This window comes from Vibrio sp. OPT18 (assembly GCF_015163615.1).
GTDB classification, from domain to species: domain Bacteria; phylum Pseudomonadota; class Gammaproteobacteria; order Enterobacterales; family Vibrionaceae; genus Vibrio; species Vibrio coralliirubri.
Map to the genome: position 1 here is coordinate 97483 of NZ_JADDYK010000092.1, position 16522 is coordinate 114004.

Annotated in this window: 11 protein-coding genes; 3 read left to right on the forward strand and 8 right to left on the reverse strand. The window is 45.7% G+C overall.

Going from position 1 to position 16522, the window contains the following annotated elements:
* Nucleotides 1–229: 229 nt before the first annotated feature.
* Nucleotides 230–4039, reverse strand: coding sequence for a VCBS domain-containing protein (locus IQQ51_RS23430; protein WP_193842269.1), 3810 nt, complete (start codon nucleotides 4037–4039; stop codon nucleotides 230–232).
* Between the two features lie 301 nt (nucleotides 4040–4340).
* Here IQQ51_RS23430 and IQQ51_RS23435 point away from each other — a divergent pair, with 301 nt between their 5' ends.
* Complete coding sequence (locus IQQ51_RS23435; protein ID WP_048609222.1) at nucleotides 4341–5648, forward strand: TolC family outer membrane protein; 1308 nt, start codon at nucleotides 4341–4343, stop codon at nucleotides 5646–5648.
* Nucleotides 5648–6259 carry an OmpA family protein gene (locus tag IQQ51_RS23440; RefSeq protein WP_052878165.1) on the forward strand — a complete coding sequence of 204 codons (612 nt, stop codon included), beginning with the start codon at nucleotides 5648–5650 and terminating at the stop codon, nucleotides 6257–6259. The genes IQQ51_RS23435 and IQQ51_RS23440 overlap by 1 nt, the downstream gene beginning before the upstream one ends.
* A gap of 220 nt (nucleotides 6260–6479) precedes the next feature.
* Here the strand turns inward: IQQ51_RS23440 and nhaA are convergent, their stop codons facing one another.
* From nhaA to IQQ51_RS23465, 5 genes are all read right to left on the reverse strand, one after another.
* The gene (gene nhaA, locus IQQ51_RS23445) at nucleotides 6480–7643 is read right to left on the reverse strand and encodes a Na+/H+ antiporter NhaA (RefSeq protein WP_048609224.1); all 1164 of its coding nucleotides are present in this window, start codon (nucleotides 7641–7643) and stop codon (nucleotides 6480–6482) included.
* Nucleotides 7644–7917: 274 nt separating this feature from the next.
* The gene (locus tag IQQ51_RS23450; protein WP_052878164.1) at nucleotides 7918–9066 is read right to left on the reverse strand and encodes a lipocalin-like domain-containing protein; all 1149 of its coding nucleotides are present in this window, start codon (nucleotides 9064–9066) and stop codon (nucleotides 7918–7920) included.
* On the reverse strand, nucleotides 9056–11509 hold the full coding sequence (locus IQQ51_RS23455) for an ABC transporter permease (protein WP_048609226.1): 2454 nt from the start codon (nucleotides 11507–11509) through the stop codon (nucleotides 9056–9058). Before IQQ51_RS23455 ends, IQQ51_RS23450 begins: the two co-directional genes overlap by 11 nt.
* Nucleotides 11490–12161, reverse strand: coding sequence for an ABC transporter ATP-binding protein (locus IQQ51_RS23460; RefSeq protein ID WP_052878163.1), 672 nt, complete (start codon nucleotides 12159–12161; stop codon nucleotides 11490–11492). The genes IQQ51_RS23455 and IQQ51_RS23460 overlap by 20 nt, the downstream gene beginning before the upstream one ends.
* A 122-nt stretch (nucleotides 12162–12283) precedes the next feature.
* Nucleotides 12284–13657: an MATE family efflux transporter gene (locus tag IQQ51_RS23465; RefSeq protein WP_052878162.1), complete on the reverse strand. Its 1374-nt coding sequence runs from the start codon at nucleotides 13655–13657 to the stop codon at nucleotides 12284–12286.
* A gap of 98 nt (nucleotides 13658–13755) precedes the next feature.
* Here IQQ51_RS23465 and IQQ51_RS23470 point away from each other — a divergent pair, with 98 nt between their 5' ends.
* On the forward strand, nucleotides 13756–15186 hold the full coding sequence (locus IQQ51_RS23470) for a DUF2867 domain-containing protein (protein ID WP_052878161.1): 1431 nt from the start codon (nucleotides 13756–13758) through the stop codon (nucleotides 15184–15186).
* Between the two features lie 133 nt (nucleotides 15187–15319).
* Here the strand turns inward: IQQ51_RS23470 and IQQ51_RS23475 are convergent, their stop codons facing one another.
* Both IQQ51_RS23475 and IQQ51_RS27625 read right to left on the reverse strand, forming a co-directional pair.
* Complete coding sequence (locus IQQ51_RS23475; protein WP_010441495.1) at nucleotides 15320–15979, reverse strand: DUF2913 family protein; 660 nt, start codon at nucleotides 15977–15979, stop codon at nucleotides 15320–15322.
* A partial coding sequence (locus IQQ51_RS27625; RefSeq protein WP_416222625.1) for an MFS transporter occupies nucleotides 15979–16522 on the reverse strand: 544 nt, incomplete at its 5' end. The genes IQQ51_RS23475 and IQQ51_RS27625, both read right to left, overlap by 1 nt.

The following is a 16522-nucleotide window of genomic DNA, read 5'->3' on the forward strand; positions in this document are numbered from 1 at the left end:
CGTATTTAGAAGTTTAACAGGCCGTCAAACTTGTTCTTCTCACTGCTTTCTTAATTACTGCATTTTCCTTATTAACTCCTATACTTGTATCCGCCCAAACCACGTTGGTTTGGGCTTTTTTTTGTGTATTGTTCCGATACCTTTTCTTTAGCGGGTACTCGACACAAAAAAGCCCCCGAAATCGAGGGCTTTTCTTACGTTAAGCGTTAGAGCCTTTCACATTATCTAATTAAGCTGCATCATTTTTTATCAGCTCTCCCAGCACGGCTAGGTCATTACCTAGGTCAACCGAACCACCCAGTTCAGTCGCAATCCCCTCAACAACGATAGTTTGGACATCATCCCCTCCATTGATTGGAATGGACAACGCGATATCTTCTCCGTCGACAGAGACCTCAATCGCATCAAGTAGCTCGGCCATTTGAGTCTCATCTTGAGGGTCTTCGACCAAATCATTGAGGTCAATCAGATCCCCAGAACCACCTGTATAAAGCTCGAAATCTTTAATAATATCAGTACCGTTGTCGAGCGCAGAGTCTAGCCAAGTGAAGATGTTGTCTCCGCTATCTCCAATAAGCAGATCGTTGCCTGACTCGGCATACAAAGGTTCATTACTCGCAGCACTAATAACGTTATATTGCTGCGGATCTTCGATATCTATAGTGACCGTCTCTACCGTGCTTTCTGCACCATTAGAATCGACTGCGACATAATCAAACTGCGGATCTTCGGTTACTGCCTCGTTACCTTGGACATAGCGTAACTCCCAACTGCCCCCTGTCGATGACAGCTCCATCCCAACAATCGGATTGTCTGGTGAAGAATAACTAAAATCATACAGAATTTGGCTATTCCCTGTATCTCCTGGATCTTTTTGATATTGCTCCGTCTGAGTAGTGCCATCAGCAAAGGTATAGAGCACTTCAACATAAACATTGCTATCAGTGTTAAATGAACCACCCAACCCATCTAAACCAAAGTCAACAACCTCTAATGGATTATTAGTAAAGTCGAGGACCAAGGTCTCCTGTTTGTTCATGCCTCTACCGTCTGTATCACCGATACCAAAGCCGACATGAGGTTGCTCACCTTGATACTGTTTCAACGGTTTATTATTGTTATCTTCGATCGTTAATGTAATCGTATTACCGTTATCTAGCGTAATAAGTCTCTCTGTTGGTGAAACTTCCACACCCCAATTATAGAAACCATCAACAAGCTCTGGCATATCCTCAGGATCGCCACTAAAGCCCATTTCAAACATTTCTCCAGGGCCGGCAACGAAGCTGATATTGTTCGGAACAAACAACTCACCGTTATCAACATCAGACTGTACAATTTCTCTCGTGACGCCATTTTCGTCGGTATACAAGAGGCTGCCGTTGGTTGGCAAACTTTCGATTCGAATATTAAGTGGAATGTCGTCATGGTCATCTTCTATATCTGAGATGTAATCAGGCATGCCGCCATCTTCAGAATCGAAGAGAATAGGTATAATCGCGTCCTCATCATTAACGACCGTAAAGCTGGTCGCTTCAGGTGCGTCATTGACACCATTGATTGTTATCTCGATAACATGCTCTACACCATCGATCGCGGTTACCACATATCTTTCAATAACCGTGTCATCATCATTCAAGTATTGAACCGCATCGTTATCAACGACATAACTCCATGCGCCCTCTGGAGTAATCGTTAACATACCCAAAGCAAGTGCATAAGTAGACCCAATCGGGGTAAACACACCATTAGGTTTAAAGGCGGGCATGTCACTCGTGTCGACATCAGTAATCGTTAAAGTACCTGACGCTGAAAGTTCGTTGGTATCAGGATCGACATTAACATCTTCCGTCACCTCACCCAGGTCAGAATCACCTTCACCAACGGTTATCTCAGATGGATCATCGGCACCATTGATGGTTATGGTCACTTCGCTTGTGGTTCCGTCAATCGCAGTAACCGTGTAAACCTCTGTAACGAACTCATCGTCATCAAGATATTGCACATCATCGTTATCTACAACGTACGTCCATTCGCCATCATCGGTTATGGTCAACATACCCAATGCGGTCTCATTGGTTGAGCCTTCTGGATTAAACGTACCATTGGGTTGAAAAGCAGCGACATCGTTAGCATCTACATCGGTTATTGTCAGTGTTCCCGTCGCCATCAAGTCATTACTCTCAGGATCAACATCGACGTCTTCCGTCACCTCACCCATGTCAGAATCACCTTCACCAACGGTTATCTCAGATGGATCATCGGCACCGTTGATGGTGATGGTCACTTCACTTGTGGTTCCGTCTATCGCAGTAACCGTGTAAACCTCGGTAACGAACTCATCGTCATCAAGATATTGCACATCATCGTTGTCTACGACATACGTCCATGCTCCATCATCAGTTATGGTCAACATACCCAATGCGGTCTCATTGGTCGAACCTTCCGGATTAAACATTCCGTTGGGTTCAAAAGCCGCAACATCATTGGCATCAACATCAGTGATCGTCAATGTTCCCGTCGCCATCAAGTCGTTACTCTCAGGATCAACGTCGACATCTTCCGTCACCTCCCCCATATCAGAGTCACCTTCTCCTACGGTAATTTCGGACGGATCATCGGCACCGTTAATAGTAATGGTCACTTCGCTCGTGGTTCCATCTATTGCAGTAACCGTGTAAACCTCGGTAACGAACTCATCGTCGTCAAGGTATTGCACATCATCGTTATCTACGACGTACGTCCATTCGCCATCATCGGTTATGGTCAACATACCTAACGCGGTATCATTGGTTGAGCCTTCAGGATTAAACACACCGTTTGGTTGAAAAGCAGCGACATCGTTATCGTCGACATCGGTGATGGTTAGTGTCCCAGAAGTTATTAAGTTGTTGCTCTCTAGGTCAACATCCACATCCTCAGTCACTTCACCTGTGTCTGAATCACCTTCGCCAACGGTTATATCAGATGGATCATCTGCACCGTTAATAGTAATGGTCACTTCGCTCGTGGTACCGTCACTTGCTGTCACGGTATAAACCTCGGTTACGAACTCATCGTCATCCAAGTACTGAACATCATCGTTGTTAACTACGTAAGTCCACGCACCGTCGGGGTCGATGCTCAATATGCCTAGCTGTGAGTCGTTTGTTGAACCTACGAGGTTAAACTCACCATCAGCTGAAAAGGTGGGAGTGTCGCTGTCTACATCTGTAATCACAATCTGACCAGACGTCACCAATTGATTGGTGATGTCATCTACATCGATGTCCTCGGTCACGCTGCCTGAGTCATCAGTGGCTACAGCCGCATCATCAGTACCGATTATCGTTACAGTGATGACTTGTTCGCTTCCATCGGAGGTTTGTACTGTCGTCGTGTCTTGAATTTGCTCGCCATCGGCAAGCTCATCATAAGGACTGTTGGCCACGAAAGTCCAAGTACCATCTTCGTTTACAACAAAGGTACCGAGATCATTATCTCCAGCGACCTCTTTGCCAATAAAGGTAACGTCCGGATCATCGCTGATTAAGGCGCCGCCTGTCTCAATTGGTTCATCCTGCTCAAACTCAATAACGTTAGTGTCACCTGAAATAAGCGCAAAAGCGATGATATCAAAAAGAGCAATACTTTGAGTTTCTGACAATCCTTGAGACTCAAACCCTTCAGTTTCAAAATTCGTGGCGGCTTGAGTTTCAGCTCCAGTACGTTCAATCCTACCGCTGTTGGTCAAACTCGAGCCTTCTTCACCAGCAGCAGTATCAAACTCATCTCCTAGTTCTGTTGGATCAAATCCTTCTTCAATAGCACGCTGAACTTGAGCGATCGCATCATCAGTGTCTAGCACATTTTGTTGGCCCTGGTTATCTACAAAACGTGCAGAAACACTTGGCACACTCTCTTCACTAGTATCAAAACTGATAATTACGTCGCTAGCGGCTGGTTGTTCGCCCGGAGACAAACGTCTAACTTGACCTTGAGCGTCGAGCACTACGCTCCCGCTAACAAGGCCTAGTATATTTAGGTTGATGTTTCCCATATCCATATTCCCACTTCTGCCCAGAACACGCCAAACGCGGAACCAATCCCACCCTGCGCTGTGGCTATTTCCTACAATAAATCTAGTAGTGGCACTATTGATAATCAACTCACTAAAAGTTGGTAAATCTGGTGCTTTTTAAATTAGTCAACAGCAATAGCGACTTACATTCAAAAAAAAACCTACAAACTTCGCATTTTTTTGCAAATGTCCTAAGCTTCGTTTAATACCCTTCTCTCAATTCAGCGATAAACGTAGGTTGGGAAACGGATGAGACATTGAAAGTAGAAGGAGAGCTACTTTGAAATTGTTTAAATTATCCATCTTATGCTGCTTAGTTGCTGCAACACCACTCGCCGCTCAGACTCTGGAACAGTCTGTTGCTATTACCTTGGCAACGAATCCAGAGATAAAAAGCATCTTCAACGAATATGTGAGCGTGCGAAAACGTAACGATGCCTCAGGAGGAGCATACAAGCCAAGTATCGACCTTGACGCCGGTATTGGTTATGAAGGTATAAACCCTGCACCAAACAACGGTCCCGATACGGATCTAACACGAAAGGAAGCTACGATCTCCCTCACTCAATTGCTGTGGGATGGTTCCGCGACTCTGTACGACATTGATCGTACCGCCGCAGAAGCTGAGTCGGTTCGCTTGCAATTGATCGCAGACGCCGAAGACAAAGCCTTGGAGGTGACCCAAATCTATCTAGATGCAGTGAAGGCCACTGAAGTGCTGGCACTGTCTGAAAGTAACCTTTCAATACACAAAAAAATCTATAAAGACATTAAGAAACGGGCTAACTCCGGAATAGGTTCAACTGCGGATGTGTCGCAAGTTGAAGCTAGGATAGCAAAAGCTCACGGTAACTTATTGGCCGCACAGAATAATTTGATCGATACACACACCCAATTTAGACGAGTGGTTGGTCAAGAACCTTTAGGCTTGATTTACCCAAGAGCCGATATTTCTCAAATTCCTTTGTCGTTAACGGACGCCATTGTTGATGCATTAGACCAGCACCCTGTAATCAAAGTCGCAAACGCAGATGTCGATTCAGCCCACTTCCAATACAAACAATCAAAGGGCGTGAACTACCCTACCTTCTCCATCGAGGCTTCTCAGTCGTGGCGTGATGATGCAGGTGGCGATGAAGGCTCAAGTCAAGAGACCCTCGCGATGCTACGCATGCGATATAACTTGTACAACGGCGGAACAGACAGTGCTAATTCAGAAGCTGCGGCATACCAATTGAACAAAGCAAAAGATCTGAGAGATCGCGCTTATCGACAAGTGGAAGAAGGTCTTCGCCTCTCATGGAGTGCATTGGATCTAACGTTACAACAAAAGAACTTTCTATCCGACCATGTTGACTCAGCTTCGGAAACTGTTATCGCATATGAAAAACAATACCGAATAGGCAAACGTACTCTGCTTGACTTACTCAACACTGAGAACGAACTATTTGAAGCCCGTAAAGATTACCTAGATGCCCACTATTCAGAGCAGTACGCTAAGTACCGTGTGATGAACGCTACAGGTTCTTTATTGAACGCTCTACTGGTCGACATTCCAGAAGAGTGGACTACGCCCGTGGAGTATTAATGATGAAAATACCTTACTTATTACTTCCCGTGTTAACGATGACTTTATTTGCCTGTTCAAACCAGCAGGAAGAGGCTTATATCGAGACACCTGAAGCAGAACAGATTGCAGACCTGCAAGACGATGATAGAGATGGTGTGGTGAACGCTCGTGATATCTGTCCAGGTACGCCTGAGACATCACAAGTCGACAATGATGGTTGTGGAGAAACGATTCGTGCGGAAGAAGTCAGACAGCTAAAAATACTCTTTGCTCATGATTCATTTGAAGTGAACCCGATCTTCTCAGACCAGATCAGCACGATGGCAGAGTTTCTTGAAACCTACAAAAGTGCCTCGATTGAAATACAAGGCTATGCGAGTAAAGTGGGTTCTAACGAGTACAACTTAGACCTATCAAAGAAACGAGCAAACAATGTTCAAGACGAGTTACTATCGAATGGTATCGAACCAGAGCGAGTGCGAATTATCGGCTATGGTGAAGAGCGCCTAGAAAGCGATGGCGACGACCCTACTTCACATGCATTGAACCGTAAGGTAACAGCGACTGTGGTAGGGTTAAGTGAACAAATCGTCGAGGAATGGACCATATTTACCACGCTTGAAAAATAGCGTGACATTGTCACTGTGGATCTAGATGTGACATAGAGCGAGTGTCGAACAACAGCAGCTTAGTTATAAGATCAATAAAGCCGTGATAGGGTTGCCCATCACGGCTTTTTTGTTCTTTGTCGTCACATGAGTCGAGGGAGACTCTGTGACTCTTCTTGCTACTCAGAAGTTGACTTGTTACTCAGTGAGTAGGCTCCCTATTAAGCGAGCCGACTACCGATTATAGTTTTACTTCTTGATGCTTAGTTTTCGGTAGAGAAATACTTAGCAGGAAGTAACCTAAGATAGCTGCAGTCGTTGAGCCCATCAGGATACCTAATCGAGCAAGCGTATCAAAATCTGCGTTCGTTGGACCAAATGCCAGTGACGAGATAAAAATAGACATCGTAAAGCCAATACCACACAACACAGATACCGCGAAGATGTTCATGAAGTTCACACCTTCAGGAAGCTTAGCTACGCCGGTTTTCACAGCACCCCAGCTGAATAGGAATATACCCAGTGGCTTACCAACCAATAGACCCATAGCAATACCAAGCGGTAGCATACCTGTAAGGTTTGAAATTGAGATGCCTTCTAGTGAGATACCTGCGTTTGCAAATGCGAAGATTGGCAAAATTGCAAAAGCGACGTATGGGTGCAGAGCATGCTCTAAGTGTTTCAGCGGAGAACGCTCCCCTTTATTACCTTTCAGTGGGATAGCAAAACCGATTACTACACCTGCTAATGTTGCGTGAACACCAGACTTCAATACTGCGAACCACAGAATTGCACCAACAATGAGATAAACGCTCAGCTTAGTCACATGCTTGTTGTTTAGCATGAACAACACACCAGTCGCGATGAAGCCAACTGTAAGTGCAAGCGTTGATAGGTCGCCTGAGTAGAACAGTGCAATGATAACAACAACACCTAGGTCATCGATAATTGCCAGTGCTAGCAGGAATACCTTCAAGCTTACCGGTACACGGTTACCAAGAAGAGCCATGATACCCAATGCGAATGCGATATCAGTCGCAGCTGGGATAGCCCAACCTTGAAGCGCTTCAGGGTTACTTGAGTTAAATAGCACGTAAATAAGTGCAGGAGCTAGCATACCACCCACAGCTGCGATAGCTGGGAAGATTGCTGTCTCTTTAGACTTTAATGCGCCTTCTAAAAGTTCGCGCTTAACTTCTAAGCCGATTAGAAGGAAGAAGACAGCCATTAAGCCATCGTTAATCCAGTGAGACACAGACATACCAAGAACGTAACTATGTAGTACACCTTGGTACATTTCGTTCAGTGGTGAGTTTGCTACAAACATTGCGATCGCCGCAGCGATGACTAGTATGATGCCGCCAGCAGATTCCATTTTAAAGAAGTCACGGATGACGTCGGTCATGATTTCGCCCTTATATTTATTATTTAAATAAACGAATAACAAAGAATAACCACGAGTTTATATCCAAGTTTAATTGATAGATAATCACTTCTTCGGATGTTTAACTTCGGTTTTTCCTACAAATACTAAACAATACGTCGTATATTCCATAATGTTGTTATGCACCATAAATTAAGTATAGATGAGATCATCGAACCTGTATGCACAATTCATTGGGGTGGCTAAAAGTCGCAGGCATAAAAAAAGGCTATCAAATGATAGCCTTAGGTGTTTTTTAGTAGCCAGTTAACTGCATAAAGCCTGTCGCTTCATGACTCCCGCTCGCCTTAATCGGCCCTTCCCAATATGGTATGACAAAAGGAAGCCACATATCCCTGCGTATAATACGCGTTGTGAGGTTGATATCATGCTTAGGGACGTTAATGATCCACTGCAAAGGCATCCGTCTTCCATTCATCAACGTTGTATTTTGCAATGGTTGAATGGAAATATCGGATTCTGTTAAATGGTAAACTTTGCCTGAACGCGTTGCTAATGTACCGAATACGTAAGGCAACTGTTGGTTATGACGGTAACGGTTAATGCTCAACGCTGTGCCGTCATCGAGATTAAATACAAACCAATCCCAACCTTGTTGACCCACTCCAAGTAAGCCACTACCCCACTCTTTATGTACCCACGCTGTTCCTTCCACTTCCTTGGTAACGCCGTCTAGGTTCAACACACCACTCAACGATAAAAATGGAGCGCTGAAGTTATAAGACGCGACAGGTAATAAGTCGTGCTTTTTCTGATAGCCGTTATCGCCGTTGAGCACATAGGGCCCTTTTGCAATCGTGTCGAGCTCAAGTCCAAACGTATCAGTTTGCACTTGAAGGCGCCCGGGGAATGGGGTGTTGCCGAGTGCACGCCAGTTCCAGTTATCAATCCAAAGTCTGAATGGACGATTAGTCATTCCCGCTTGGCCAATACCGCCACGAGCCATGCGCTGTTCTTTCCATACTTTAGACTTAGAAGAGACCACTACATTTGAGATATAGACTTGAGGGCTTTGCCACCCCGGAGTTTCACGTTCGTCCGTTGCGATACGGAAAAAGCTCCACTGGACCGAATAGTCTTTACCATCATCACCTTTCAAAGACGCGAAGTAATGCCACCACTCGTGCTGAAACTCTGGGTGGAACTTAAAATCTTGTGGTAGAGAAACATTACGGTCTGGCAAAACAGGCTCGAACACATTGAAGTGTTCATTAACCAATATTGAGTTAACTTCATTCATGCCCTTTTCACCAGGATCGATGAAATAGGAGTAATAACCCCAAACACTTAAAAAGATGCCGAAGAAACTGATTAATAGCAGAGAAGACAAGATTCGTTGTCTTAACTTAGTTGAGGTATTCCGTAAAAACATACTAAAGCGCATCCCTCAGTGACTTCATCGGAGTGTTCCGAATCATTCTCATCACTGGTAAAGCACCAGCTAGCATCAATGCTGCCATGGCCCATGCAAATGTCTGCAGATAGTCCCAAGGAATCACTTGTAATTCGAGTGACCACCCAAAAGACTGCTTGATCACGATATCAACGATTAAACTCGCTAGCGCTAATCCAAGCGGAATCGCAATTAAGGAGGAAATAAGCCCAAACACAAACAGCTGCAAACTACCTGTCAGGATCAGCTCTTTCGCCGAGACACCCAAACAGCGCTGCAAGGAAATATGCCTTTGGCGAGATACTTCACCCGCAACCGTCGCGAAGAAGATACCGAAGACGGCGATAACCAAGGTGATGTTACCTAGTGTATCTGCAATCGCGAACGTCCTATCGAACACCCGCATAGCTTGACTGTGAATATTGTTGTTATCGAACACACGCTCAGAGCCAAGCCTGAATACACTTTCTAATCGGCCGCGAAGCCCTAGTGAATTCACATCGTCTTTGAGTATTACCCCAAGGCCGACATTACCCCGCCCTGCAAACCCATACAGCCAGTTTCGATGCGACATCATGACTTGATGGTAAGGGTTGCCATAATCATAATAAACACCGACAACCTGCCAACCAGAACCGAGACTGTCATAGAGGTCGATGTAGTCGCCAGGACGAATCCCCAGCTTGAGAGACATCGATTCACTGATCAACACACCTTTAGAGTGATGTAAGTGATACCAGTAATTAGGAATACCTAATTTGATCGTCAGCGCTTCTAGCTCGCCTTCAGAAGGACCTGTACTGACCACCTGAATGCTACCAACTGGAGACGCAACATCTTTCTCCCAACGCCACCAAACCGAATCCACTTCAGGTTGATCGGATAACCAATTACTCATACGAGCAGCGGCATTGTTGGTTGGGTAGATATAAAGATCGGCTGCCAAGCGCTGCGTTAGCCATTTATCGGTGGTATCTCTAAAGCTACCAACCATGGTTTCTACACCAATATTGGCTGTTAAGGCCAACATAAAGGCCATCGTCGCCACGCCACGGTAGCTCATACTGGAAGCTGCATCAGCAAAGAACCAGCGAGCACGAACCCAGCGCAACGAATAAGAGAGGCTATTAAATAACTTCCACATCAAAAACGGGGTAAATAGCGCCACACTGATCAGCATTAGCGCAATAATCGCAAAACCCGTTTCTTGAGTCTGAGGGGCTTGATACACGGCGACAGCGGCAACTAAGAAGCCACAGCCAATCAAGGCTTGCCAAGTAAACTCAGTACCCGCAAAGCGCATCAAAGATAAGCGAGAGGTCAAACGAATCGGTTGCGATCTAAGCAAGCGCACCAATGGCCAAGCACACGCTAAGAACGCACCAAGTAATGCCATCAATAAGCTGTAGCCGCTCCATCGCCAATTCCAGTCGATCGTTAAGCCAACGTTGGCGTCGTATAAGTCGCCTAAGCTTGAAGATACCGCTGGTAATAATTGGTTGGCTAACATGACCCCAAATACATTACCGCAGATCCAGCTCAGTACGACCAATATCAGCAATTCTAAGCACAGCGCTTTAGCCAATTGCCAGCCCGATACACCTGTTTGTCTTAAGATTCCGACTAACGGTTGGCGCTGAATAAACGACAACGACATCGCCTGATAGAAAATGAATAAGCCGACCACAAACGACAGCATACCCATCGCTTTTAGATTTAAATGGAACGCACTGGTTAGCGACTCAAGTTCTGCCTTAGAGCTACGAGAGATCGTCAAACCATTGGGTAACATGTTTTTAAGACGTTCAAACTTCTCGGTGGGCATGTCTGAACAAGCAATCACTGAAAGCCCCGCACTGCGTTTAAGCATTCGGAGCAAGGAGATATCCGCAATCAACCTTGTACCATTAATCATATTATTTTGATCAACAACCACAGGGCCAAGCTCAGAACCATCCATCAAAGGGATGTAATCACCGTTGTGCCATTCCATGTGTTCAGCAAGATCATCACTGACAAGGATTGGATATGGTGGCTTCATGAGGTTCAAAGCGGTGAGATCTTTTAACGCAATACCAGGTTGTAGCTGAAGCATAGAGACAGGGTCTATGCCGACAACCATGAAGTTTGCGCCATTTTCATCAGTGATACGATGGTGATCAAGAGGAGAACACTGTTGAAAGCCTTCACGGCGAAGCTGGATATAAAAGCCTTGCGGGATTTTATTGGCGTTGTGTTTTGGTCGAATACGGTAAGGAAGAGGATTCGAAAAGAGTTTTTCACCATGCGCATAGCTTTGCTTGGCGTGTTGGTTGATAGCAGTAACACCAACCAAAAGTGATACGCCGAGGGTTAAACCAAGCCATACCAAAATAATCTGCAGTGGGTAACGTCGATAGTGACCGAGTAGTGCCTTAACTACGGGCCATAACATGCAGTTGCCCTCCTTGTAGACGGATCCTACCATCCATGTGCAGAGCTACTTTTTCACTGTGTGTTACCAACAGCAACGTACATTCTAATTGACGAGCCAAAGAGGTCAGCAAACGCATTACCGCTTCTGCATTACGCTCATCTAAACTACCGGTCGGCTCATCGGCCAGTAATATTTTTGGTTCCATATACAGCGCACGCGCAATGGCCGCACGTTGTTGTTGGCCACCAGACGCTTCTTCAGGGTAACGGCCAAGTAAAGGCATAAGATCTAAAGCAGAGAGAATCTGTCTCCAGAGACCTTTGTCTTCAGGTAAGCCTTTTAACTGGCGGCAAAAACGGATGTTATCGGCAATGTTTAACGTTGGCAGTAAGTTGAATTGCTGAAAAATATGGCCAATGTTGTTTCTGCGATAAGCGGTGCGGTCACGCTCGGTTGAGTCGTGCATATTGAAGTGAGGGAAAGTAATTTCACCTGAATCAACTAGGTCTAAACCCGCGATAAGATTCAGTAACGTACTTTTACCTGAACCGCTTTCTCCCATTAATGCCAGCTGGTCACCTTGGTTTAATGTTAATTCAGCACCTTGCAAAACAGGGTGAAACTCCCCCCCATCGACATAGCCTTTACATAGGTCTGACAGCTTTAACATTAAACAGCTCGCATTAGTTAGAATTTGGAAGGAGAATCTACACTAATTCCCTGTTAGGAGGAAGTATTTTGAAAGATAGATCACACGCCAACGATAAAGTGATGCGATTGGTGCGCCCTACTTCAACTTCCTATCAAGTTTTTAATCCATTTTCTTGTTTTCATGCGATATAGCGACCCGCCCCACTTGAGGACTTCTTCCGTTAGAAAAAGCAGATATACCCATTCCGGTGGAAACTTTAAATAAATAGCCGCAATGGCTGCCAATGGGATACCGATCACCCACTGAGCAATCAAATCTTGATAGAGGCAAAACTTCACATCACCACCCGCTCTCAACACCCCAACGATCACAGTCAATGGCACCGAGCGAATGACAATACCCACACTGAGGATCAGAATGAATTTCTCTGAGAGGGCTCTGGTTTCTTCCGTCAATGCGCTGAAGGCATTAAGTATTGGCGTTTGAACGAAGTAGAGAAAAACGGCTACAACGATACTGGTTAAGAAACACAGAATTGTTAAGCCAAGTGCTTGATAGTAAACCGCTTCATTATTTTTCGCGCCAAGCTGGTTACCCACTAGAACCGCTGCCGCATTCGATAGACCAATCAATAAACTCAATGAGATAGACTCAACCGGCGTCATTACTGACAGCGCAGCCAGACCTTGAACGCCCGATTGTCCCATGATCGCGTGGTAAGCAAACAACCCCCCCGCCCATGCTAAGAAGTTAAACGTGGTCGGCAGAGACAGCTTCAAGAAGCGAATCACCTTATCGATCGAAGCTGCCGCTTTAATATCGCAGAACTTAAAAGCTAACAAATGCTTAGAGAAATAGAGATAACCAAACAAAGTCGCGACTTCAATCGCGCCACTCAGTACCGTCGCAATCGCCGCACCTTTGATTCCAAGCGCAGGAAAGCCTAAGTTACCGAAGATCAGTACCCAGTTTAAGAACACATTAGACAGGATGCCGATACCGCTGAAGAAGGTGCTTAGCCCGGGTTTGTGCATCGCTCTCAAACCTACAGCCATACTGCTGACACACGATACCGCTAGCATGCTAAATGAGGTAATTACGATGTATTCAACGCCTAAGTTGATGACCTCTTGAGAGTCAGTCGTCACGCCCATGATTTGTGCAGGAAATGAAACGAAAAACGCAATGGTCAGTAATGCAAACAGTGTCGAAACCAGCCACGTCAGCGCAGTACTTTCTCTCACTCCTTTTCTGTTACCCGCGCCCCAATATTGAGCAGTAAGAAGAGCACCGCCCGTGGTAACACCCACCAGCATAATGGTCGTCACGAACATCGCTCGGCTCGCCACACCCACAGCTGCGATGTCTGCTTCGCCAAGTTGGCCCAACATCAATACATCCACCAAGCCTCGGCTTGAAAACATAATGCTCTGCAAGGTGATGGGCAGTGCAATCGCAATAAGCCTGCGAACAAAATCACCTCGTGTGTGATGAATAATTGAAGAGAGCAACATAGAGAGATACCTAAACGGAACGTATTGATGAATAAAGATAAATATCGCGCTATTATATCAATGTTCGGTTTTTAACCACAGATATAAATGGAGTAACAATGAAGAAAGTACTGGTTTTAGGCGCTTCTGGATATGTTGGTTCGCAACTCCTCCCTCTCCTGCTTGAGCAAGGCTATCAAGTCACGGCAGCAGCAAGGCATATCGACTATTTAAAGGCACGGACCGAGCCTCACGAAAACTTATCGCTTGAGTATCTTGATCTGGCTGATCAAGCTGCGACACAAGCCTTAGTCCCCGACTTTGATCTTATCTTCTTTCTCGTCCATGGCATGGCAGAAGGCCACGACTTTATCGATTATGAGCTGAACTTAGCCCGTAACTTTGTTTCGGCTCTTGGCCCAAAGAATCAACACGTCATCTACCTGAGCTCTTTACAGCCTCAGACAGGTGATTCGGAGCATCTTCAAGCGAGAAAGAAAACCGGCGAACTGCTTCGTAAAGGACCCGTTCCAGTTACCGAGCTTCAAGCTGGCGTGATCATTGGCCCAGGATCTGCGGCATTCGAGATCATGCGAGATTTCGTATACAACTTGCCGATCATGATTGCGCCAAAGTGGGTCGACTCTAAAGCGAACCCGATTGCCTTGCAGAACCTGAACCATTATTTACTAAAACTCGCACAAGACACGCCAAACGAAAGCCAAACCTTTGAGGTTGGCGGGCCGGATATTGTCTCTTACCGAAACCAGTTCGCTCATATTGCCAAAACTGCCGATCGTCCACTCAGGCTATGGGCGACATCGCTACTGACACCAAAGATTGCTTCATATTGGTTAGGCGTGGTGACTTCTGTACCGTCCAACATAGGCAGAGCGCTGCTTGCAGGCTTAAAGCACGACTTCATCGCCAGTTCGACCACCATTAGAGAAAAGTACCCTCAGAAGCTTGTCTCGTTCGAGAGCATGGTTGAACAAGCCATTCACGCTGAAGGAAATTTTGTCAAAAGCAACGTGTGGGGCTTTGACAAAACCGCATTCAAACGCTGGCAAGCGGGATACGGTTATTACCCGAAGAAAACAGGCGCCAGTATCACTTCAAGCGCTTCACTGGAATCGCTCTGGCACGTAGCTCAGCAAATCGGAAGCCCGAAGCAAGGTTACTTCTTCGCTAACGCTTTATGGCGCACACGCGAATGGTTGGACGTTCTTTTCGGTGGCGGTGTACCGGTTCGACAAATGCCTGAAGGACCGACCCTAAAAGTCGGTGACAAGATCGACTCTTGGAAGGTTATTCGTTGTGAAGAAAACCAGTTTTTATCTCTACTATTTGGAATGAAAGGGCCCGGTTTAGGGCGACTCGAGATTACCGTCTCTGACCTCGGAGACTCTCGCGAGCTGAACATTTCAGCGTGGTGGCACCCTAAAGGCTTTCTAGGGTTACTGTATTGGTTTGCGATGATGCCTGCTCACCTATTTATCTTTAAAGGCATGGTAAAGGCGATTGAGAAGCAAGCTAAAGAGCAGGATTAAAAGCAGATACGGGATTCGAGTAACGAGATGCGAAAAGATTAAAAGCAAATTAGCGACACGCGCCATGAGAGGCAAAAAAAAGAGCGGATAATTCCGCTCTTCGTATCTCTCATCTCGCATCCCGAATCCGCTATTAGCCGATAACGCTAATTGGGATTTCAGCCAATTGGTTGCCTTGGTTAGCAGGGTAAACGATGTATTCACCGTGATACTTCACTGCAGACTTATAGTCCGTTACTTTGTGAAGCATGAAACCTGCTTCCATCGCCGCTTGAATGAACTCTGCGTGGTTACCACGAACAAACCAGTTCATCGGCTTAACCATCAACTCCCCGTCGAAAGAGTCGTCACACTGTTTACCGCATAAAGCAAAAGAGTGCTCGCCATCGGTGAAGAATTGAATCTTGCCGCCAGTCGTTAGCTCGTCTTCACTCGATACGCTCCAACCCATCTCGTACATTTTGTCCATGAACGCTTCAACATCACTGTCTTTTAGCGCTTTAGGCTCTTCGCCTTCAGGGAAAAAACGTCCGTAAAACGCAGAAATACGTTTAAAGGTAAAAGTTAAATCAGAGTTATTGCCTTTTGAGCGACCCTGTTTCTGCCAGCGAACTAAGTCAGGCACAATTACGCGATCATAAGCTTGAGATTTAATCGCTTTTGTTACCCAACGAACAAGATAAAGGTTGTTCGCGATAGGCGCGTCGATCGCTTTGCCAGACTTATGCAGAGCATATAGCTCGCCCAGCGCATCGTTCACTAACTTCTGAATTTCAATATAGTATTTTGACATTATGCCTTCTTTCCTAATGTCCAATATAGTAATGCTGACAGTATTGCACATGCTGCCATCATCATAGCCATTGGCCCTGCAGTGTCACTTGGTAGCATGGCAACAATTGCCCCCACCACAGAACCAGTACCAAATCTTAACGTGCCCGCAAGCGAAGAAGCTGTGCCGGCCATATTCGGGTATCCGCTTAATAGCAGCGCCATTGAGTTACTACCAATGGTAGACAGTGTGCCGATAAACAGCATCACGAATGGCACAATACCCCACAAACCGATATCTAACATCCAACCGACCAACAAACCTAAGCCCGCAAACAGTTGAATGGTTAAGCCGGCTCTGAGCATAGCGTGAGAGCCCACTTTCTTAACGATTCGACCGTTGATGCTCGTCATCAAGATCATAGCAACAATATTCAAGCCGAACAGGTAGCCAAACAGATCAGGGCGAACGCCATAGATATCGATGTAAACGAATGAACCTGCCGTTAAGAACGCAAACATCCCTGAAAATGAGAATGCACCAGAGAAAATCAGGCCCATCGCC